Genomic DNA, 20161 nt, shown 5'->3' with positions numbered 1-20161 from the left:
CTCAGCCCTGCGGCTGCTGCTGAGGCGCCTGCTGCGGGGTGGCCTTGCCGAACCTGCCGGCGTCCACGAACAGCGACGGGTTCTCCTGCGACGGGTTGGCGTTGACCACACCGAAGCGGGGGTTGAAGATCGTCTTGATCGAGGCGAAGTCCTGGCGGAGCTTGTCGAGCCCGCCCTGGCCGGCCTGCTGCTGCAGCTTGGCCATCCCGACCGCCGTGCGCGCGTACTCGCGGGCGTAGCTGGGCGCGACGCCCAGGGCCAGCAGGTTGATCTGGGGCGACTGGTACTGGCCGGGGTCCTGGAGCTTGGCGTCGATCTCCTTGTCGGTCACCTGGACGTTGTTGCGCGCCATCAGCTGCTTGGCGGCGCTGATGTCGGCCAGCCGCTGGAGCACGTACTGGCTGACCGGCACGCCGAGCGCCGTCTCGTCCAGCTTGTTCTGCTTCAGTGCGGCCTTGTAGGCCTCCGCGTCCCTGTTGAGCTGACCCGTCGAGATGCGCTCCTTGCCCACCACGGCCGCGGCGCCGGCCTGCATGGGGGAAGAGCAGGCGGTAAGCGCGATGCCCACCGCGGCAGCGGCCACAGCCACTCGTATCGACTTCACGTGCGTCCCTTTCCGACCGAAAACCGCCGCTAGCTTACCCGCGCTGGCTCGAGGAACATCGCCTCGACCAGGTCACCGCACCATTTGAGCAGGTCGAGATCCCGAAGCGGCTGCCCACCGAGCGGCTTGGTCTTGGGCACCGGCACCAGCAGCGTCTCGGCCGCCTGCTTGTATATCGCCTTCTTGTACAGCCGGTCGAGCCGGACCTGCTGCGACTCCCTCAGCCTGGCCGGGCCGAACTTGATGTTCTGGCCCTGCAGCGTCACGTCCGTGAGCCCGGCCTGGCGCGCCTTGATCCGGAACTTGGCCACCTCCAGCAGGTTGTCCACCTCCGCGGGCGGCTTGCCGTAGCGGTCGGTCAGCTCGGCGCGCACCTCGTCGATGTCGGCGGGGGACGCGATGGCCGCGATCCGCTTGTACGCCTCCAGCCGCAGCCGCTCGGAGGTGACGTAGTCGTGCGGAATGTGGGCGTTGATCGGCAGCTCGACCTTGACGTCCTGCTGCTCCTCCTGCGCCTCGCCGCCTTCGAGCTTGGCCTTCTGCTCCTGCACGGCCTCGGCCATCAGCCGTACGTACAGGTCGAAGCCGACGCCCGCGATGAACCCGGACTGCTCGGCCCCGAGCACGTTGCCCGCGCCGCGGATCTCCAGGTCCTTCATGGCGACGTACATGCCCGCGCCCATCTCGGTGTGCTGCGAGATCGTGGCCAGCCGCTCGTGGGCGGTCTCGGTCAGCGGCTTCTCCGGCGGGTAGAGGAAGTACGCGTAACCGCGCTCCCTGCCCCGCCCGACGCGCCCGCGGAGCTGGTGCAGCTGCGACAGGCCGTAGTTGTCGGCCCGGTCGACGATCAGCGTGTTGGCGTTGGGCACGTCGAGCCCGGACTCGACGATCGTGGTGGAGACCAGCAGGTCGTACTCCCGCTCCCAGAAGCCCACCATGATCTTCTCGAGCTGGTGCTCGTTCATCTGCCCGTGGGCCACCGCGATGCGCGCCTCGGGCACCAGCTCGCGCAGCCGCGCGGCCACGCGGTTGATCGAGGCCACCCGGTTGTGCACGAAGAAGATCTGCCCGTCGCGCATCAGCTCGCGCCGGATCGCCGCCCCGATCTGCTTCTCCTCGTACGGCCCCACGAACGTGAGGATCGGGTGCCGCTCCTCCGGCGGCGTGAGGATCGTGGACATCTCGCGGATGCCGGTCAGGCCCATCTCCAGCGTGCGCGGGATCGGCGTGGCCGACATGGCCAGCACGTCGACCTGCGTGCGCAGGTGCTTCATCGCCTCCTTGTGCTCGACGCCGAACCGCTGCTCCTCGTCGATGATGATCAGCCCCAGGTCCTTGAAGCGGACCTCGGGGCTGAGCAGCCGGTGGGTGCCGATCACGACGTCGACGGCGCCCGACCTGAGCCCTTCGAGCGTGCCCTTGACCTCGCCGTCGGTCTGGAACCGGGAGACCGGCTTGAGCGTGACGGGGAAGCTGGAGAACCGCTCGGTGAAGGTGGACATGTGCTGCTGGACCAGCAGCGTCGTCGGCACCAGCACGGCCACCTGCTTGCCGTCCTGCACCGCCTTGAACGCCGCCCGCACCGCGATCTCGGTCTTGCCGTAGCCGACGTCGCCGCAGATCAGCCGGTCCATCGGGACGCCGCGCTCCATGTCGCGCTTGACCTCGTCGATGGCCTCCAGCTGGTCGCCGGTCTCGGCGTACGGGAAGGCGTCCTCCATCTCCCGCTGCCACGGCGTGTCGTCCCCGAACGCGTGGCCCGGCGAGGCCATGCGGGCGGAGTAGAGCCTGATCAGCTCCCCCGCGATCTCCTTGACCGCCTTCTTCGCGCGGGACTTGGCCTTGGCCCAGTCGGCGCCGCCCATGCGGTTGAGCGTGGGCGCCTCGCCGCCGACGTAGCGGGTGACCTCGTCGAGCTGGTCGGTCGGCACGTAGAGCCGGTCGCCCTTGGCGTATTCGATGACCAGGTATTCGCGGGTGGCGCCCTGGACCGTGCGCTGGACCATCTCGATGTAGCGGCCCACGCCGTGCTGCTCGTGCACCACGTGGTCGCCGACCTTGAGCTGGAGGGGGTCGACCATGTTGCGGCGGCGCGACGGCAGGCGCCGCATGTCCTTGGTGGACGCCTTCTGCCCGACCAGGTCGAGGTGGGTGAGCACGGCCAGGTTGGACGTGATGAAGCCGTGCTCGATCAGGCCCGTGCTGACGTGGACGACCTTGGGCTCGGGCGCCTTGTCCAGGAACTGCCGCAGCCTGGCGGGCACGTCGACGCCCTTGAGCAGCTCGACCATCCGCTCGGCCGGCCCGTGGCCCTCGCTGAGCAGCACGACTGCCTTGTCCTCGGCCAGCCAGCCCTTGATGTCGGCCAGCGCCTTGGCGGTGTCGCCCCGGTAGGCCTCGGAGTCCTGCGCGTCGAGCTCGACCCCGCCGCCGAACGGCGCCATCGTCCACCACGGCTGGCCCAGCGCGTCGGCGTGGTCGCGGATCTCCTCCAGGGTGCGGAAGGCCGCCGCGCCCAGGTCGATCGGCGCCTCGCCGCCGGCCGCCGCGTTGATCCAGGAGGCCTCCAGGAACTCCTGCGACGTGCGTACGAGCTCCTCGGCCCGCCCCCTGATCCGCTCGGGGTCGCACACGAACACCGCGGACCTGACCGGCAGGTGGTCGAGCAGCAGGTCCATCTCGCCGGCCAGCACGGGCGCGAACGCCTCCATGCCCTCGACCGGCGAGCCCTCGGCGAGCTGGTCGAGCACCTCGGCCAGCGCCGGGTGCTCCTCGGCCAGCTCCGCCGCCCGGGCCCTGACCTCGTCGGTCAGCAGCAGCTCGCGGCACGGCGGCGCGAACAGCCCTTCCTCGGCCGCCTCCAGCGAGCGCTGGTCGGCCACCTTGAACCAGCGGATCTCCTCGACCGTGTCGCCCCAGAACTCCAGCCGCAGCGGGTGCTCCTCGGTCGGCGGGAACACGTCGAGCAGCCCGCCGCGCACGGCCACCTCGCCGCGCTTCTCCACCATGTCGACCCGGTGGTAGCCGTTGGTCACCAGGCGGTCGACGACCTCGTCGAGGTCGGCGTCGTCGCCCGCGCGCAGCCTGATGGGCTCCAGGTCGCCGAGCCCCTTCACGATGGGCTGCAGCAGCGCCCTGATCGGCGCCACGATCACGCTGAGCGGCCCGGCCGCGCTGTCACCCTTGATCGGGTGCGCCAGCCGCCGCAGCACCGCCAGCCGCTGCCCCACGGTGTCGCTGCGCGGCGAGAGCCGCTCGTGCGGCAGCGTCTCCCAGGCCGGGAACACGGCCACCGAGCTGGGCTCGATGAGGCTGGTCAGCGCGGCGGCGAGGTCTTCCGCCTCGCGGCCCGTCGCGGTGACCGCCAGCACGGCCCGCTGGTCGTGCGTGGCCAGCGCGGCCACGCCGAACGGCCGCAGCGCGACGGGCGCGACCAGCGCGACATCGCCGCCCTCTTCGAGAGCGGCGGTCAGTTTCGGGTCGGCGCGAACAAGGTCAAGTAGCCCGGAAAGACTCATCAGATACGCCCACAGCCCCACGACGGCAACACGACTACCCCCGGCCGGGTCAGGTCGCGGGGGTTCTCTCCAAGGGTACTCGCAGGCGCAGCTCAGCCGACCCGGTAACCGGCCACGGACGGCCAGCGGACGGTGAGCACGGTCGAGGCCTCCTCCGCGCGCCACGAATGGTCGACGCCCTTGCCCCAGACCACGTAGTCACCCGGCTCGGCCAGCAGCACGCTGCGGCCCGGCAGCTCCACCCGGAACCGGCCGCTGATCAGGACCAGCAGGGCCGTGCGCGCCTCCCCCTTGACCCACTCCGCGCGCTCCTCACCGGGCGCGTGCACCCCCCATTTGATCTCCACGTCGTCACTGTGCCTTGGGTCGCCGAGGGGTTTGAAATGACCCAGCAACCAGCCCCGGTCCATGGCCGCATCTACGCCCGCATTTCCTACGTAAACCTCGCCGTTCACGGGGAAGGATGCTAGCGAGGAAATGGCTCACTGAAACCGTTCGAGTGATTACTGTAGGTGACATGTCTGAGGTGCGATCGGTCGCCCAGCGGGGCGACGTCTTCGGTCAACGGGTCCGCGAGCACTGGTCCGGGCTGCCAGGCAGGCGGCTCGACGTGCTGGTCGCCGGGTGCGCGCACGACGAACCGCTCAACCTGGAAGAGATCGAGACCAGGGCCACCGGGGCCGACGAGGAGATCCCCGCCATCCGGGCGGTGCTCGGGGAGCGGGCCGACCTGGTGTCGTGGTCGCTGGGCGACCTGCGCTCCGTGCCGCTGCCGCCCAGGTCGTACGACGTGATCCAGCTGTCCTTCCTGCTGGAGCGCATCAAGCATTCGGAGCTGGTCTTCGACCGGCTGCTGCAGTCCCTGCGCCCGGGCGGCCTGGTGCTGCTGCGGATGCGCGACCGCAAGTCGGCCTACGGGCTGCTCGACCGGATCACGCCGTCGCTGCTGCGCCGCGTGTTCTGGCGCATGCTCGTCACGCCGGGCACCCCGGGCCCGCTGCCCAGCGTGTACGAGCCGCTGGCGTCGAGCGACGGCATCTACGCCTTCTGCCTCAGCCGGGGCCTCATGATCACCGACGACCAGCGCAACACCAGCGGCCCGGCCCGCCGGCGCAAGCTCACCGTCGCCGCGGTCGCGCTGGCCTCCAAGCTGAGCAACGGCCGCTACCCTGCCACCCATGACGAGATCACCATGGTGATCAGGAAGCCGCAACACCACTTCGCCCGGGTCCTCTAGCGGCACACTTGCATCAATCGGTAGACTCCATCCCTACCAATTCAATCGGAATAGTTGGGATGTTGGAGCCGTGGAGTGGACCCCCGATGCGCGCGAGCTGGCCGACCTCGAGCTGCTGCTCTCCGGCGCCTTCGAGCCGCTGACCGGGTTCCTGGGCCACGATGACCTGCACGCGGTGCACGAGCGGGGCACTCTCGCGGACGGCACGCCGTGGCCCGCATCCGTCACGCTCCACGTGTCCGCCGATCTCTCACCCGGCGACGAGGTCACGCTGCTCGACCCCGAGGGCCTGCCGCTGGCCGCCCTCACGGTGGCCGCCCAGGAGCCCGACGGACTGACCTCGGGGCCGGTCAAGGGCCTCGGCACGCCCGAACACGGCCCGTTCGCGCGCCTGCGGCGCACCCCGGCCGAGGTCAGGGCGGAGCTCGGCGGGCGTCCCGCGCTCGCCGTCACCATGCGTGGGCCCCTCGACGACCTCTCCGAGATCGTCGCCACCGCCAAGGAGCTCGACGCGCTGATCATGCTGCTCCCCCTCTCGTACGGCGAGCCGGGCCCCGCGGTCGTACGCGCCGCGCTCCGGGCCAAGGAGAAGCTGCCGGAGGACACGATGGTCGTCTCCGTGCCCCTGGCGCCCCGCGAGGAGCCCGAGATCGACCTGGAGCTGCGCGAGCACGTCGCCACCGCCTACGGCGCCGCCGAGCACCTGGCCGGCCCCGACCCCGTGCACATCCCCGGCCCGCCGCACCGCCGCGGCCTCGTGGTCTTCTTCACCGGCCTGTCCGGCTCCGGCAAGTCCACGATCGCCCGCGGCCTGCGCGACGCGCTGCTTGAGCTCGGCAGCCGCACGGTGACCTACCTCGACGGCGACGTCGTACGCCACCTGCTGTCCAAGGGCCTGACGTTCTCCAAGGCCGACCGCGACCTGAACATCCGCCGCATCGGCTTCGTCGCCGCCGAGACCGCCCGCCACGGCGGCCTGGCCATCTGCGCCCCCATCGCCCCCTACGCGGCCACCCGCGAGGAGGTGCGCGAGATGGTCGAGTCGGTCGGGGCCGACTTCCTGCTCGTGCACGTCGCGACGCCGCTGGAGGAGTGCGAGCGGCGCGACCGCAAGGGCCTGTACGCCAAGGCGCGCGCCGGCCTCATCCCCGAGTTCACCGGCGTCTCCGACCCCTACGAGGAGCCGGACGACGCCGAACTGGTGATCGACACCACGCACATTTCGATCGACGCGGCCGTCTCCCAGGTCCTGGGGACGCTGCGGTCTGGAGGCTGGGTTCGGTGATCGACTTCCCCCTGATCCTCGGGTCCTTTTTCGTCGCGATCGTGGTCGGGCTGACCGGGATGGGCGGCGGGGCGCTCATGACGCCGATGATGATGCTGTTCTTCAACGTCTCGCCGCTGGCCGCGGTCTCCAGCGACCTGGTCGCCTCGGCCGTCATGAAGCCGGTCGGCAGCGCCGTGCACCTGCGCCGGGGCACGGTCAACCTGCGCCTGGTCGGCTGGCTGTGCGCGGGCTCGGTGCCGGCCGCCTTCTGCGGGGTGTTCCTGGCCCGCGCGTTCGCGGTCACCGACGCGGTCAAGTACGCGCTCGGCGTGGCGCTCCTGCTGGCCGTGGCCGGCATGGCGCTCAAGAGCTGGCTCGGCGCGCGGGGAGGCACGTCGAGCGCCCATGAGATCGTCGTGCGCCCAATTCCGACCCTACTGGTCGGTACGGTGGGCGGACTGGTCGTGGGAGTCTCCTCCGTCGGATCCGGATCGCTGATCATCGTGGCCCTGCTCGTCCTCTACCCGGCGCTCAAGGCCAACCAGCTCGTCGGCACGGACCTCGTCCAGGCCGTGCCGCTGGTGGCCTCCGCCGCGCTCGGGCACCTGCTGTTCGGCGACTTCCAGCTGGACCTCACGCTGTCGCTGCTCATCGGCTCGATCCCGGGCGTCTACCTCGGCGCCCGGATCTCCTCGCGCGCCCCCGGCGGCCTGATCCGGGCGCTGCTGGCCATCGTCCTGCTCGCCTCCGCGCTCAAGCTGCTCAACGTGAGCAACACCCTCACCGTCTGCGCCCTCGTCGCCGCCACCGCGGTCACGGTCGTGGGGTGGCGGATCACGGCCTCGGGACGGGTGTCGAGCGGAAGTAAGGATCCCGAGCCAGTTCGGTGAACGCCCGGTCGGCCCCCGAGCCGGTGTCGAAGCTGGTGTCGCCGCGCGGCGCCTGCGGCGAGTCGAAGTACAGCAGCGCCTTGATCTGCGGATATCGCTTGATCTGCCGCCGCACCGACTCGTAGAACGCCCGCTTGAACCCCCGGTCGTCGCTCCGCTCGAACACCCCCCACTCGGCCACCATGACCGGCTTGCCGGGGAAGCGGGCCTGCATCCACCGGTAGAACCCCGGCCAGTCCGGATATTCCTTGCGGGTCTTGTTCACCAGCCCCTCGAAGTCCTCGACCTTGCCGTCGGCGTACGGGTCCATGGCCACCCAGTCGACCACGTCGTCACCCGGGTAGAGGTCCTCGAACCACGGCTCGGCCGCCCAGTTGGGCGCCCCCATGTACGTCATGACCATGACGGCGTTCTTCACCCCCTCGGCCCGCAGCCTGGCCACGACGTGCCGGAACATGGCCGCGTAGTCGGTGGCCTGCATGCCCGAGCCCGACGACTCGTCCACGTCGTTCTCCGGCTCGTGGTGGAGGGTGAGGAAGAACCGCTCGGGGAAGGTGCGCCTGAGGTATCCGGCCAGCCGGTCGATCCGGGCGTCGAGCGCCCCGTCGGCTATCTCGGCCCAGGTGTGGTCGAGCGAGGGCTTCCAGTTGACCATGAGCAGCCGGGGCCTGGCCGGGTCGCGGGCCAGCCTGATCTCGGCGGGCGTGGGGAACAGCTCGCTGCCCCGGTGGTAGACGTGCACCACGTCGGCGGCGGCGCCCATGCGCGACTCGGCGCTGTGCAGGGCCTGATCCAGCGGGGCGCCGCTGAAGACCTCCGGCGCGAGGCCCCACCAGGCGCCGCAGGACGGGATGAGCCTGGAGGTGGCCGTGCAGGAGGGCGAGCCCGAGGCTTCCTTGATCGCCACGGGCGCGCGCGCATTGGAGCCCTCCGCCGTGGAACAGGCGGACAGCATCACGATCACGGCCAGAATAAGCGCCGCGTTGGTGGTGTTATGAGAAATTCCCCGTAGCTGCAAAGCCTTTCAACCCCCTCGTCGAACGACCCCCGCCTATCAAACCGGATCCTTGCCATGCCGTTCCGGGAACTTCAGCAAGTGTGCCGTGTCTCGGCAGCTCGCGATGGGTATATGACCCAAGGAATTTTCCGGACATTTCCTTTTATAGCTGCCTTTACCTTGTGCCGTTCTGCAGAAAATCTTGGGTATTAGGCTTGGCTGATAATCGTCCGCCCTATAGTGGGCGCACATCTCGACGCAATTCCAGGAGACCCTCCCCAATGAGCTCCGGCACGGACCTGGACGAGCATCTCTCGCTGCTGCGCAGGCGATGGTTGCTGCTGGTGGGCTGCGTCGTGTTCGGCGGCACCGCCGGCCTCGCGCTCATGCGGCTCACGCCGTCCGCCTACACCGCGACCACGCAGGTGCTCGTCATGCCGGTAGGCCCGCAGGAGCCGGCCAACCAGGTGACCAGCCGCCAGCGCGAGGCGCTCAACCTCGACACCGAGGCCCAGGTCGCGCAGTCCGCCGTGGTCGCGGCGCGGGCGGCCAGGACGCTGCGGGTCGAGACCCCGGAGCCCGTCGAGGTCTCGGTGCCGCCCAACTCGGCGGTGCTGTGGATCTCGGTGACGGCCGCCGACGCCGGCGTCGCCGCGGCCCAGTCCCGCGCGTACGCCCAGGCGTACCTGGCCAATCGCCGCGAGAGCGCGCTGGCCGCGCTGACCGCCCAGCAGCAGGTGGTGCTGGGCAAGCTCAAGCAGGTCAACACCGCGCTCGACGCGGTGATCAAGCAGCTCGCCGGGTTGTCCAAAGGCACTCCCGAGCACACGATCGCCACGCAGCGGGAGAGCGTGCTCAACCGGCAGGCCGCCGGGCTCGCGCTGAGGTACGACGGGCTCAGGACGGTCGCGGTGACCCCCGGCACGATCATCAGCCAGGCCGCCCCGCCGACCGCGCCCAGCTCGCCCAGCCTGCCCCTCTACCTCGGCACCGGGCTCATGGCGGGCCTGCTCGCGGGCTCGGCCGCCGCCTACGCCCGTGACCGGCTCGACCGCCGGCTGCGCACGGTCGCCGACGTCGAACGGCTGACCGGCCTGCCCGTGCTGGGCGACCTGTCGAGCCCGCGCGAGCCCGGCGTGGCCCACGAGCTGGCCTGCGCCGCGGTGGCCGCGTGTCCCGGCAAGCGGCTGCTGGTCCGGATCCTGCCGCCCGACCTGGAGGAGTCCGCCGACCCGGTGGCCGTCAGCATCCCCCTGACGGTGCTCGACGGCTGCGACGTACGCGACCTGTCCAGGGCCGACGCGGCACTGCTGCTGGTGGGGCTCGGCCGGGCCACCTCGGTCCACGTCGCGGCCGCCGTACGGCGGCTCGCCAGGCACGACGTACCCGTCATCGGCGTGGTGACGGTGACCGACGCGCTGCCGTCGTTCGTGCCGCTGCTGGAGCCGCGCACGCACACCCCGCTCGGCAAGCTCGTCGCCACGGGCGAGCTGGACCTGGGCGAGACCACCCCCATGCCCATGCACCCGCGGCGCCCCGGCCAGCCGACGTGAGAGGGCCCGCGTGGCCGATCGCGGCGCTGCTCGTCGGCTATCCGGTGTGGTGGGCGCTGGGGTTCGGCGGGCTGTCGGTGATCGTGATGGCGGTGCCGATGGCGGTGATCCTGTGGCGGCGCCGGCCGATCAGGGTGCCGCGCGGGTTCGGGCTGTGGCTGCTGCTGATCGCCGGCTACCTGGTGAGCGGGCTCATGCTGTCGGAGATGCCACCGGGCACGTACGGCGAGATCGGGCCCGGCCGGATCGTCGGCTACGCCATGCGGCTGGCGCTCTACACCGCCATCCTGATCATGGTGCTCTACCTGGGCAACCTCACCGAGCGCGAGCTGCCGCAGCTGCGCCTGGTGCGGATGCTCGGCGTGCTGTTCGTCACGACGGTCGCGGGCGGGCTGCTCGGCGTGTTCGTCCCGTCGTTCGCGTTCACCTCGCCGGTGGAGCTGCTGCTGCCCGACTGGGTGGCCTCCAACTCGTTCGTGCAGAACCTCATCCACCCCACCGCCGCCCAGACGCAGAAGGTGCTGGGCTTCGCCTCCCCCAGGCCGGAGGCGCCGTTCGAGTGGGCCAACGCGTGGGGCAGCAACGTGTCGGTGCTGCTGGTGTGGTTCGTGGTCGGGTGGTGGGTGTACGGGGGGCGGCGGCGGAAGGCCTTCGTGGCCGTCGTGGTCGCCCTGGCCGCCATCCCCGTCGTCTACTCGCTCAACCGCGGCCTGTGGATCGGGCTCGGCCTGGCCGTGGCCTACCTGATCGTCCGGGTGCGCGGCCGGACCAGGGCAGCGCTCTGCGGGGCCGTCGCGGTGGCGGCGGTGGCGTTCGCGCTGAGCCCGCTCGCGCCGCTGGTCGCGCAGCGGCTGGACCGGCCGCACTCCAACGACATCAGGGCCTTCACCGTGACGGCCACCGTCGCGGCCGCCGGCCACTCGCCGCTCATCGGGTACGGCAACACGCGCAACGCCACGGGCAACCATCGCACGATCACCACGGGCCGCACCGAGTGGTGCGAGGGCTGCGGGCACCCGCCGCTGGGCAGCGACGGCCAGCTCTGGCTGCTGATCATCACGCAGGGGTTCACCGGGGCCGTGCTCTACGTGGCGTTCTTCGCGGGCGCGATCCGGCGCCACTGGGCCGACCGCAGCCCGATCGGGCTGGCCGGGGTGCTGGTGATGGGGCTGGTGCTGCTCTACATGTTCGTCTACGACGGCCTGGTCACCCCGCTCAGCCTCTATCTCATCTCTTTCGCCCTGCTGTGGCGCAACAGCCGAGGGGAAGTCACGTGAGCGACGCCGCCATCCGGCTCGACTATCTCGAGAAGACCGTGCGGCTGCTGTATCCGGGGCCGGGGTCGCCCCGGGCGTACACCGTGCTGCCGCACCCCGCCGTGCCCCGCCGCATGGTGCCGCGCCGCTGGTGGCATCCCTGGTCCCCGGTCGTCGTGCCGGGTGAGGGGTCCATCGCCACGTACCTGGGCGAGGTCTTCGGGCAGCCCGTCGAGACCGTCCTGCACGTGCGGCCGGCCGCGCGGGCCAACCGCAAGCCCGTCCTGGAGGCCCGCTCGGGCGGGCGGCTGCTGGCGTTCGTGAAGATCGGCGACAGCGCGCGGGCGCGCGCGCTGATCACCGCCGAGGCGGCGGCCCTGCGCAGGCTGGCCGGCCTGGAGCTGGACACGGTGGTGCCGCCCGCCGTGCTGCACCACGGCAGCTGGCGGGGGCTGGCGGTGCTGGCGCTGTCGCCGCTGCCGGTGCGGCGCGGCCGGGTGCCGCGGCCGCTGCTGCTCGACGCGGTCAGGGAGATCGCGGCCACCGGCGGGCCGCGCGCGGCCTGGCACGGGGATCTCTCGCCGTGGAACATGTGCCCGTCCCCCGACGGCCGGCTGCTGGTGTGGGACTGGGAGCGGTACGAGCTCGGCGTGCCCTACGGCTTCGACGCCGTGCACCACTTCTTCCAGCGGGCCCTGCGCAGGATGTCCCCCCGGGTCGCGGCGCGGGCGTGCGTGGCGCGGGCCTTCCGCGAGCTGGCGCCCCTGGGGGTGTCGGCCGTGGTGGCCAGGCAGACCGCGCTGCGCTATCTCATCACGCTGGCCGACCGGCACGCCGCCGACGGGCACGCGCCGCTCGGGCCGCCGGACACCTGGCTCAACCCGGTCGTCGACCACGAGGAGCTGCTCACGTGAAGACCATGAAACGGTCGGTGCTGTCGCTGTCACGCGCCACGGGGAGGATCACGTCGGGGGTGCGGGTGCTGCCGTCGTTCCTGATCGCGGGGGCGCAGCGGTGCGGCACCACCTCGCTGTACCGGGCGCTGGCCCAGCATCCGCTGCTGCTCAAGCCGGTGCTGCACAAGGGGGTGCACTATTTCGACGTCGGCTACGCGCGGGGACAGCACTGGTATCAGGCGCACTTCCCGCTGCGGATGAGCGCCGGGCTGGTCGAGCACCGGTACGGCTCGCGGGCGCTGGCGTTCGAGTCGTCCCCTTATTACCTGTTCCATCCGCTGGCCGGTGAGCGGATCGCGGCCGACCTGCCCGAGGTGCGGCTGATCGTGCTGGTACGCGATCCGGTCGAGCGCGCCTGCTCGGCCCACGCCCACGAGCTGGCCAGGGGCTACGAGACGGAGTCGCTGCTCGAGCACGCGATCGAGCTGGAGCCCGAGCGGCTGGCGGGGGCCGAGGAGGCGCTGCGCGAGTCGCCCTTCTCCCTGCACCACTCCCACCGCCACCACGCCTATGTGGCCCGCGGGCGCTACGCCGACCAGCTCGACCGGCTGGAGGCCCTGGTCGGCCGCGAACGGATCCTGGTGCTCGACAGCCATCGGTTCTTCGCCGAGCCGGAGACCGCGTACGACCGGGTGCTGGCGTTCCTGGGCGTGCCGCATCTCGGTTATCCGCTGTTCGAGCGGCACAACGGCCGCCCCCTGCCACGGCCGGTGCCGCGGGCGCTGGCGCGGGAGCTGCGCGACCACTTCGAGCCGTACGACGCCCGGCTGGTGCGGTGGCTGGGCGGGGAGCCTTCGTGGCGGCGCTGACCGCGGTCGCGGACCGGCGGCTGCGGCGTGGCGGGATCGCGGGCGTGCTGGGGGCGGGCTGCGGGGCGGTCGCGCAGTTCGTGCTCGTGATGGTCGTGACCAGGGCGTTCAGTCCGGCCGACGCCGGGGCGTTCTTCACGGTCACCGCGATGGCCCTCATGGCGGCGGGGATCGCCAAGCTGGACGCGGGGAACGGGCTCGTGTTCTTCATCGCGCGGGCGAAGACGTACGACTATCTCGGCATATCCGGATATATCCGGGCGGCGCTCGTGCCCTGTGTGGTGGCCTCCTGCGTCGCGGCGGTCGTGCTCTACCCGCGGCTGGGCCCGCTCGCCGCGATCCTGCCCGTCATGGTGGTGGGGGACGTGCTGCTGGCCGCCACCCGGGGGTTCGGGGCCATGCGGCCCACCGTGCTCGTGGACGGGCTGCTGGTGCCCTTCTCGCAGCTCGCGCTGGTCACCTGCGCCGCGCTGGCGGGGGCGGTCTCGTGGCTGCCGGTGGCGTGGGGGGCGCCGTACGCGCTGGTGGCGGTCATCGCCTGGGCGGAGCTGCGGGGGCGGGTGCCGCGGAGCCCGTACCTGCCGGGGACGACCCGCGACCTGTGGCGGCACACGGCCCCCCGGTCGGTCGCGGGGGCGATCCAGGCGGTGTTCCAGCGGCTGGACATCGTGGTCGTCGCGCTGCTCGGCGGGCCCGCGCAAGCCGCCGTCTACACGGCCGCCACCCGGTTCAAGGTGGTCGGGCAGCTCGCGAGCCAGGGGCTGGCGCAGGCCGTACAGGCTCGGCTGGTGAGCGCGCTCGCGGACGGCGAGCGGGCGCGGGCCGGTGAGCTGTACCAGACCGCCACGATCTGGCTGGTGCTGCTGACGTGGCCGGTGTGGCTGGCGTACGCGGCGCTGGCGCCGTGGCTGCTGCGGCTCTTCGGCCCCACGTACGGGTCCGCGGTCCCGGTGGCGCTCGTGCTGGCGGGGACGATGATGGTGGCGACGGCCTGCGGGATGGTGGACGTCGTGCTGACGGCCGCCGGGCACACGGGCACGAGCCTGCTCAACCTGGTGGTGGCGATCACCTGCACGGTGGCGCTGGACGTGGCCCTGATCCCCGTCCACGGCGCGTTCGGGGCGGTCATCGGCTGGTCGGGCGGCGTGCTCGTCAAGAACCTCCTCCCGCTGTGGCAACTGCACCGCCGCTACGGCCTCCACCCCTTCGGCCGCCACACCCTGCCCGCTCTCCTTCACCGGAGAGTCGTATGACGGTTTTGGTCACGGGGTTGCCGAGGAGCGGTACGAGCTGGACCGGCAAGATGCTCGCCGCCGGCGGCGACCTGGTCTACGTCAACGAGCCGCTCAACCCGCAGCACCCGCCCGGCCGCTGCCCGGGGGTGCTCAGGGCCACCGTGACCCACCGGTTCCAGTACATCTGCGACGACAACGCCGCCGACTGGCTGCCCGCCTTCCGCGACACGGTGGCCCTGCGCTACCGCTGGCTCTCCGAGCTGCGCGCGAACCGCTCCCCGTACGACCTGGCCCGCCTGCTCCGCTACGGCACCGCCTTCGCCGTCGGCCGCCTGACGGGCCGCCGGGCGCTGCTGGACGACCCGTTCGCGGTGCTGAGCGCGGGCTGGTTCGCCGCCTCCCTGGGCTGCCGGGTGATCGCGCTGGTGCGGGATCCGGTGTCGTTCGTGGCGAGCTGGCAGCGGCTCGGCTGGACGGTCTACTTCCACGAGCTGCTCGAACAGCCGCTCCTGGTCCGCGACCACCCCGAGCTGCTGGAGCTGCGCGCGCTCGTCGGCTCCCAGGACCGCCTCGCCAAGGCGGCCGCGCTGTGGCGGGCGACCCGCGCGATCCTGGACCGCACGCCCGGCGTCCGCGTCACCTCGTACGAGTCGCTGGCCGCCGACCCGCTGACCGGCTTCCGCGGCCTGTACGCCTACGCCGGCCTGCCATGGACGCCCGCGGCCGAACGCCGCATCACGCGGGCCTGCACGGGCCCGTCCGGGGCGGGCACGGGGTTCGCCTGGTCGGGCCTGTCCCGCACGGCCTACCGCCCCATGGACTCCCGCCGCGCGCTCGACGACGCCGCCCGGGGGCTCAGCCCGCGGGACGCGGCCCGGGTCCGCGCCCTCACCTCGTGAGGCGGGTGACCAGGCTGCCTCCCAGCAGCCGTACCGCGAACGGCAGGTCGTCGACCAGATAGCGGTGCGCCAGCCGCCCCGGCTCGCAGCCCAGCCGGTACGCCCACTCCAGCCCGGCCCTGCGCATCCATTGCGGCGCCCTGGAGACCGTGCCGGCGGCGAACGCGATCGCCGCCCCGCACCCCACGAACCACGCCTCCGGCAGCTCCTCCCTCAGGTCGGCGATGAGCCGGTCCTGCCGGGGGAACCCGAGCCCGACGAACACCACCCTCGGCCGGGCCGCGGCCACCATCCTCCGGACGCGCGCGCTCCCCTCGGGGGTCGTGTCGAAGTGGTACGGCGGCGCGTGCACCCCGCACACCTGCAGCCGGGGATGACAGCTCGTGAGCTCCTTGCCGGCCCTGCGCGCCACGCCGGGAGGGCCGCCCAGCAGGTAGACGGGCCAGCCCCGGCGGGCGGCGAGCTTGCTGAGCGACCAGATGAGGTCCGCGCCCGTGACTCGCTCGGGCACCGGGGTGCCGAGCAGCCTGGCCGCCCACACCAGCGGCATCCCGTCGGGCACCACCAGCTCGGCGGTGCACACGAGCTCCCGGAGCGCGGGGTCGGTGGCGGCGGCGCGGCAGATGTCGACGTTCGGGGTGACGATCCGGCCGCCCCTGCCGGCCTCCAGCTCGGCCTCCACCCACCGGACCACCTCGTCCTCGGTGAGCGCGTCCACCCCGATCCCGCCCAACCGAACCCGATCCCACCAGCGGACGGACGCCGCCGCCCGCGCGCGCGGCGGCCCGTCGGGGTGGGTGGGTGGAGACGGGGTGGCGTCCTGGCGCAGGGCCTCGGGGAGGCGCTGGAGCGGGACGTGCGGGGTGGTGGTCTCGGTGCGAGTCAAATGCCGTGCCCCCTACGGTGAAGTGCGGAAAGAACCGCCGGCGCGGAGATGAGGCCGGCCGCCACCGCCAGGGCGATCGGGGCGCGCGGCTCCCCGGCCCGGGCCCCCATGGCGCGCACGGCCCAGCGGACGGCCTCGCGGCGGTGGCCGAGCGCCGCGTGGCCGAAGGCCAGCTGGCCGTAGACCCGTGCCGCGCCGCGCGGGTCCACGGCCAGTTCGGGGTGCCGGGCGAGCATCCAGTCGAGCCCGGCAATGCGATCCGCCCATCGGGCGACATAGTGGGATCCACCCCAGCGCACCCGGACGAGCGGGCGGTCCACATGGGTGATCGGCCGGCGTCCGGCGGCGCGCAGGGCCAGGTCCCAGTCCTCGTTCTGGCCGCCCGGGGCGCTCTCGTCCACCCGCAGCGCGCCGCGCTCGAACAGGAACGTCGACGAGTGCACCATCACCATGCGCGAGCGGACCAGGTCGTGCGCCGTCACCGTGTCGCAGCCGGCCAGGCGGGCCACGCGGCGGTGCCCGTACTCCACCTCGATGCCGCAGCTCGCGAACTCGCCGCCGCGCTCGGCGAGCGCCCGCGTCTGGGCGGCGAGCTTGCCGGGCAGCCACACGTCGTCGTCGTCGCAGAAGGCGACGAGGTCGGTGTCGCAGGCCGCGATGCCGGTGTTGCGGGCGCCGGGGAGGCCCGGGGTGAGCGTGTTCGGCAGGACCGGGACAGAGGACGGCACCTCGACGTCCCCAGGGGCGGCGCCGTCGGCGACCACGATCACGGACAGGCGCCCGGGGTGGTCCTGGGCCAGCGCCGACTCCACCGCCTCGCGCAACTGCGCCGGGCGGTCGCCCCGGGTGGGGATCACCACGCCTACGGAGGGAGTCATGCGAACCCCCGATAGCCGTAGCGGGCCCTGAGCGGCCACGTGAGGGCGTTGACCACCCGGCGGTCGCCGTCCTGCAGGCCCGTCACCCACGCGTCGTCCCGGCGCAGCTCGATCCGCCCCACGTGGAAGCGCATCGGGTTGCCGGACGCGGTGTGGGAGGGCCCGAGCCAGGCCGTGCGGCCGTCCAGGAACGGCAGCTCCGGCTCCGCCAGGCCGAGCCCGAGCGCCAGGGAGCTGAGCGTGGGCCCGGGCGCGGCGAGGAGGTCCTCGTAGCGGACCCTGGTGACGCGGGCCCCGCGTCCCGGCAGGAGCTCCAGCGCGGCGTTCTGGGCCGTCCAGTGGACGGCCGTGTGGGCGGGCCGCCACCGGGTCATGGGCCGCCCGTCCTCGGGGCGCCGCACCGTCCTGGCCCAGGAGTGGGCGACGGCGCGCGGGTCCCTGACCACGTGGACGATCCGTACGTCCACCCCGGCGGCCACCAGGCAGCAGGCCAGCGACGCGTGCTTGCTGGAGTCGATCACGACCGGCGCGCCCGCGGCCTCGTACAGGAGCCGGTAGGCCTGCACGTACTCGGCCAGGTCGGGATGCGCGATCCGCGCGATCCTGCGCGTGCGGTCGACCCGGCTCCGCAGCGTCAGGACCTTCCCGGCCAGCGCCGGGCTCCATCCGCCGAACGCCCGCTCCCCCACCTGCCGCCAGAAGGGGCAGTCAGGAAAGGCCACACCGCACCCGCACAGCTCCCCCGCGAGCACGCTCCGCTCCCAGAGGTGCACGACCTCACCGAGCGCGACCACTCCCGGCAGCTCGCCCAGGAGCCGCTCGAGCAGTGTGGTGCCACTGCGCCCGAGGCCGCCCAGGTAGATGACCCGGGTGGTGCTTTCGCGGTCGGTCACGAAAAAGGGCCTTCACGTCGTGAACACGGAACGCGAAGACCCTATCGCGGAGAGTAACCGAGGGTCGGGGAACCCGGAAAGATCTACCTAACGGGCGTCGATGACCATGCCGGCGCCGACGGTGCCGTTCGTGGCCTCGTCAACCAGGATGAAGCCGCCGGTGAGCCTGTTACGCGCGTAGTCGTCCACGAACAGCGGCTGGGTGATCCGCAGCGACACCCGCCCGATCTCGTTGAGGCCGAGGGAGGCCGCCTCCTCGTCGCGGTGCAGGGTGTTGACGTCGAGCCGGTAGTGCAGGTCGCGCACCATGGCACGGGCCGTACGGGTGGTGTGCTTGATCGTCAGCTTGGAGCGCGGCGTCAGCTTGAGCCCGTCGGCCATCCAGCAGATCATCGCCTCCAGCTCCTGCGCCACCTGCGGCTGGTTGTTGGGCCGGGCGATCATGTCGCCGCGCGAGATGTCGAGGTCGTCCTCGAAGCGCAGCGTCACCGACATGGGCGGGAACGCCTCCTCCACCGGCCCGTCGAAGGTGTCGATCGAGGCGATGCGGGTCGTGAGGCCCGAGGGCAGGTGCACCACCTCGTCGCCGGGCTTCAGCACGCCGCCCGCGACCTGGCCCGCGTAGCCGCGGTAGTCGTGGAAGGCCTGCTCGGTGGCCCGCTGCGGGCGGATCACGTACTGAACGGGGAAGCGCACGTCGACCAGGTTGCGGTCGGAGGCGATGTGGACGTTCTCCAGGTGGTGCAGCAGCGACGTGCCGAGGTACCACGGCATGTTCTCGGAGCGCGAGACCACGTTGTCGCCGTTGAGCGCGGAGATCGGGATGAAGGTGAGGTCGGCGACGTTCAGCTTGGACGCGAACGCCGTGAACTCCTCCTTGATCTCGTCGAACCGCTCCTGCGAGTAGCCCACCAGGTCCATCTTGTTGACGGCCAGCACCAGGTGGGGCACCCGCAGCAGCGTGGTCAGGAACGCGTGCCGCCGCGACTGCTCCAGCACGCCCTTGCGGGCGTCGATGAGGATGATCGCCAGGTCGGCCGTGGAGGCGCCGGTGACCATGTTCCGGGTGTACTGGATGTGGCCGGGCGTGTCGGCGATGATGAACTTCCGCCGGGGCGTCGCGAAGTAGCGGTACGCCACGTCGATCGTGATGCCCTGCTCCCGCTCGGCCCGCAGGCCGTCGGTCAGCAGCGACAGATCGGTGTATTCGGTGCCCCGGTCGCGCGAGGTGCGCTCCACCGCCTCCAGCTGGTCCTCGAAGATCGCCTTGGAGTCGAAGAGCAACCGTCCGATGAGGGTGGACTTACCGTCATCGACACTTCCCGCTGTGGCAAAGCGAAGAATGTCCATTAGAAGTAGCCTTCCCTCTTCCTGTCCTCCATCGCGGCCTCCGACGCGCGGTCGTCGGCCCTGGTGGCCCCGCGCTCGGTGATCCGGGTGGCCGCGATCTCCTCGATGATCTCCTCGACCGTGGCGGCCGTGGACTGCACGGCGCCCGTGCACGTCATGTCGCCCACGGTGCGGTAGCGCACCACGGCCTCGAACAGCGGCTCGTCGTCACCCCGCTGCACGACCTCGGAGTCGGGCAGCAGCATGCCGTCGCGCTCGAACACCTTGCGGGTGTGGGCGAAGTAGATGGAGGGGATCTCGATGCCCTCGCGCCTGATGTAGTCCCAGACGTCGAGCTCGGTCCAGTTGGACAGCGGGAAGACGCGGATGTGCTCGCCCTTGCGGATGCGCGAGTTGTAGAGGTTCCACAGCTCGGGGCGCTGGTTCTTCGGGTCCCACTGGCCGAAGTCGTCGCGGAAGGAGAAGACCCGCTCCTTGGCGCGGGCCTTCTCCTCGTCGCGGCGAGCGCCGCCGAAGACCGCGTCGAACTCGTGCTCCTCGATCCCGTCGAGCAGCGTGGTGGTCTGCAGGCGGTTGCGCGAGGCGCGCCGCCCGGTCTCCTCGACCACGCGGCCGGCGTCGATGGAGTCCTGCACGCTGGCCACGATCAGCCGCGCGCCGAGCTCGGTGGAGCGGCGGTCGCGGAAGTCGATGACCTCGTCGAAGTTGTGGCCCGTGTCGACGTGCATGAGCGGGAACGGGATGGCCGCGGGCCAGAACGCCTTCTCCGCGATGCGGAGCATGACGATCGAGTCCTTGCCTCCGGAGAAGAGCAGACAGGGACGCTCGAACTCGGCCGCAACCTCGCGCATGATGTGAATGGCTTCGGCTTCGAGCACGTCGAGCTGCGACGTCGTGTAGTCGCGCTGGAGCATGGGAGCTTCCTCCGGCGGT

At 71.8% G+C, this 20161-nt stretch carries 18 protein-coding genes; 9 read left to right on the top strand and 9 right to left on the bottom strand.

Annotated elements, in window-relative coordinates:
- Position 1: 1 nt before the first annotated feature.
- From AB0J87_RS30745 to AB0J87_RS30735, 3 genes are all read right to left on the bottom strand, one after another.
- Positions 2–604: a SurA N-terminal domain-containing protein gene (locus AB0J87_RS30745; RefSeq protein ID WP_363970696.1), complete on the bottom strand. Its 603-nt coding sequence runs from the start codon at positions 602–604 to the stop codon at positions 2–4.
- A gap of 29 nt (positions 605–633) precedes the next feature.
- Entirely contained in the window at positions 634–4122 is a 3489-nt protein-coding gene (gene mfd / locus AB0J87_RS30740; protein WP_363970694.1) for a transcription-repair coupling factor, read from the bottom strand.
- A 92-nt stretch (positions 4123–4214) separates the two neighbouring features.
- Positions 4215–4469 (bottom strand): signal peptidase I, encoded by a 255-nt coding sequence (locus AB0J87_RS30735; protein WP_350725795.1) that lies wholly within the window; start codon positions 4467–4469, stop codon positions 4215–4217.
- A gap of 170 nt (positions 4470–4639) precedes the next feature.
- Here AB0J87_RS30735 and AB0J87_RS30730 point away from each other — a divergent pair, with 170 nt between their 5' ends.
- From AB0J87_RS30730 to AB0J87_RS30720, 3 genes are all read left to right on the top strand, one after another.
- Positions 4640–5359 carry a methyltransferase domain-containing protein gene (locus AB0J87_RS30730; RefSeq protein ID WP_363970692.1) on the top strand — a complete coding sequence of 240 codons (720 nt, stop codon included), beginning with the start codon at positions 4640–4642 and terminating at the stop codon, positions 5357–5359.
- A 70-nt stretch (positions 5360–5429) separates the two neighbouring features.
- On the top strand, positions 5430–6644 hold the full coding sequence (gene cysC, locus AB0J87_RS30725; protein ID WP_363970690.1) for an adenylyl-sulfate kinase: 1215 nt from the start codon (positions 5430–5432) through the stop codon (positions 6642–6644).
- On the top strand, positions 6641–7516 hold the full coding sequence (locus tag AB0J87_RS30720; protein WP_363970688.1) for a sulfite exporter TauE/SafE family protein: 876 nt from the start codon (positions 6641–6643) through the stop codon (positions 7514–7516). The genes cysC and AB0J87_RS30720 overlap by 4 nt, the downstream gene beginning before the upstream one ends.
- On the opposite strand, the gene AB0J87_RS30715 is transcribed toward AB0J87_RS30720, so the two are convergent.
- A complete protein-coding gene (locus AB0J87_RS30715; RefSeq protein ID WP_363971086.1) occupies positions 7461–8471 on the bottom strand; it encodes a hypothetical protein in 1011 nt (336 codons plus the stop codon). The two genes, AB0J87_RS30720 and AB0J87_RS30715, sit on opposite strands and share 56 nt — an antisense overlap.
- A gap of 323 nt (positions 8472–8794) precedes the next feature.
- Here AB0J87_RS30715 and AB0J87_RS30710 point away from each other — a divergent pair, with 323 nt between their 5' ends.
- From AB0J87_RS30710 to AB0J87_RS30685, 6 genes are read left to right on the top strand one after another with little or no spacing between them, the layout of a single operon-like run.
- A complete protein-coding gene (locus AB0J87_RS30710) occupies positions 8795–10066 on the top strand; it encodes a Wzz/FepE/Etk N-terminal domain-containing protein (protein WP_363970686.1) in 1272 nt (423 codons plus the stop codon).
- Positions 10063–11343, top strand: a complete 1281-nt coding sequence (locus tag AB0J87_RS30705) for a hypothetical protein (protein ID WP_363970684.1) — start codon at positions 10063–10065, stop codon at positions 11341–11343. Before AB0J87_RS30710 ends, AB0J87_RS30705 begins: the two co-directional genes overlap by 4 nt.
- Positions 11340–12236 carry a hypothetical protein gene (locus tag AB0J87_RS30700; RefSeq protein ID WP_363970683.1) on the top strand — a complete coding sequence of 299 codons (897 nt, stop codon included), beginning with the start codon at positions 11340–11342 and terminating at the stop codon, positions 12234–12236. Before AB0J87_RS30705 ends, AB0J87_RS30700 begins: the two co-directional genes overlap by 4 nt.
- A 5-nt stretch (positions 12237–12241) precedes the next feature.
- Positions 12242–13087 (top strand): sulfotransferase domain-containing protein, encoded by an 846-nt coding sequence (locus AB0J87_RS30695; RefSeq protein ID WP_363971084.1) that lies wholly within the window; start codon positions 12242–12244, stop codon positions 13085–13087.
- The gene (locus AB0J87_RS30690) at positions 13075–14340 is read left to right on the top strand and encodes a polysaccharide biosynthesis C-terminal domain-containing protein (protein WP_363970681.1); all 1266 of its coding nucleotides are present in this window, start codon (positions 13075–13077) and stop codon (positions 14338–14340) included. Before AB0J87_RS30695 ends, AB0J87_RS30690 begins: the two co-directional genes overlap by 13 nt.
- Positions 14337–15221 carry a sulfotransferase gene (locus AB0J87_RS30685; RefSeq protein WP_363970679.1) on the top strand — a complete coding sequence of 295 codons (885 nt, stop codon included), beginning with the start codon at positions 14337–14339 and terminating at the stop codon, positions 15219–15221. Before AB0J87_RS30690 ends, AB0J87_RS30685 begins: the two co-directional genes overlap by 4 nt.
- Here AB0J87_RS30685 and AB0J87_RS30680 read toward each other — a convergent pair.
- From AB0J87_RS30680 to cysD, 5 genes are all read right to left on the bottom strand, one after another.
- The gene (locus AB0J87_RS30680) at positions 15211–16107 is read right to left on the bottom strand and encodes a WecB/TagA/CpsF family glycosyltransferase (RefSeq protein ID WP_363970677.1); all 897 of its coding nucleotides are present in this window, start codon (positions 16105–16107) and stop codon (positions 15211–15213) included. The genes AB0J87_RS30685 and AB0J87_RS30680 overlap by 11 nt on opposite strands.
- Positions 16104–16985, bottom strand: coding sequence for a glycosyltransferase family A protein (locus AB0J87_RS30675; protein ID WP_363970675.1), 882 nt, complete (start codon positions 16983–16985; stop codon positions 16104–16106). Before AB0J87_RS30675 ends, AB0J87_RS30680 begins: the two co-directional genes overlap by 4 nt.
- On the bottom strand, positions 16982–17878 hold the full coding sequence (locus AB0J87_RS30670) for a sulfotransferase (protein WP_355197432.1): 897 nt from the start codon (positions 17876–17878) through the stop codon (positions 16982–16984). The genes AB0J87_RS30675 and AB0J87_RS30670 overlap by 4 nt, the downstream gene beginning before the upstream one ends.
- Positions 17879–17965: 87 nt before the next feature.
- A complete protein-coding gene (cysN, locus tag AB0J87_RS30665) occupies positions 17966–19228 on the bottom strand; it encodes a sulfate adenylyltransferase subunit CysN (protein WP_363970672.1) in 1263 nt (420 codons plus the stop codon).
- Complete coding sequence (cysD, locus tag AB0J87_RS30660; RefSeq protein WP_350725820.1) at positions 19228–20142, bottom strand: sulfate adenylyltransferase subunit CysD; 915 nt, start codon at positions 20140–20142, stop codon at positions 19228–19230. The genes cysN and cysD overlap by 1 nt, the downstream gene beginning before the upstream one ends.
- Positions 20143–20161 lie beyond the last annotated feature (19 nt).

The sequence above is a fragment of the Nonomuraea sp. NPDC049625 genome (assembly GCF_040675285.1).
GTDB classification, from domain to species: domain Bacteria; phylum Actinomycetota; class Actinomycetes; order Streptosporangiales; family Streptosporangiaceae; genus Nonomuraea; species Nonomuraea angiospora_A.
Note: the sequence above shows the minus strand (reverse complement) of the source record. Positions and strands in the feature narration are given on the sequence as shown.

Coding starts and splice junctions, on each gene's coding strand:
- AB0J87_RS30685 (WP_363970679.1), top strand. CDS start 14,337: ATGACGGTTTTGGTCACGGGGTTGCCGAGGAGCGGTACGAGCTGGACC.
- cysN (WP_363970672.1), bottom strand. CDS start 19,228: ATGGACATTCTTCGCTTTGCCACAGCGGGAAGTGTCGATGACGGTAAG.
- AB0J87_RS30695 (WP_363971084.1), top strand. CDS start 12,242: ATGAAACGGTCGGTGCTGTCGCTGTCACGCGCCACGGGGAGGATCACG.
- AB0J87_RS30675 (WP_363970675.1), bottom strand. CDS start 16,985: ATGACTCCCTCCGTAGGCGTGGTGATCCCCACCCGGGGCGACCGCCCG.
- AB0J87_RS30715 (WP_363971086.1), bottom strand. CDS start 8,471: ATGCTGTCCGCCTGTTCCACGGCGGAGGGCTCCAATGCGCGCGCGCCC.
- mfd (WP_363970694.1), bottom strand. CDS start 4,122: ATGAGTCTTTCCGGGCTACTTGACCTTGTTCGCGCCGACCCGAAACTG.
- AB0J87_RS30710 (WP_363970686.1), top strand. CDS start 8,795: ATGAGCTCCGGCACGGACCTGGACGAGCATCTCTCGCTGCTGCGCAGG.
- AB0J87_RS30730 (WP_363970692.1), top strand. CDS start 4,640: ATGTCTGAGGTGCGATCGGTCGCCCAGCGGGGCGACGTCTTCGGTCAA.
- cysD (WP_350725820.1), bottom strand. CDS start 20,142: ATGCTCCAGCGCGACTACACGACGTCGCAGCTCGACGTGCTCGAAGCC.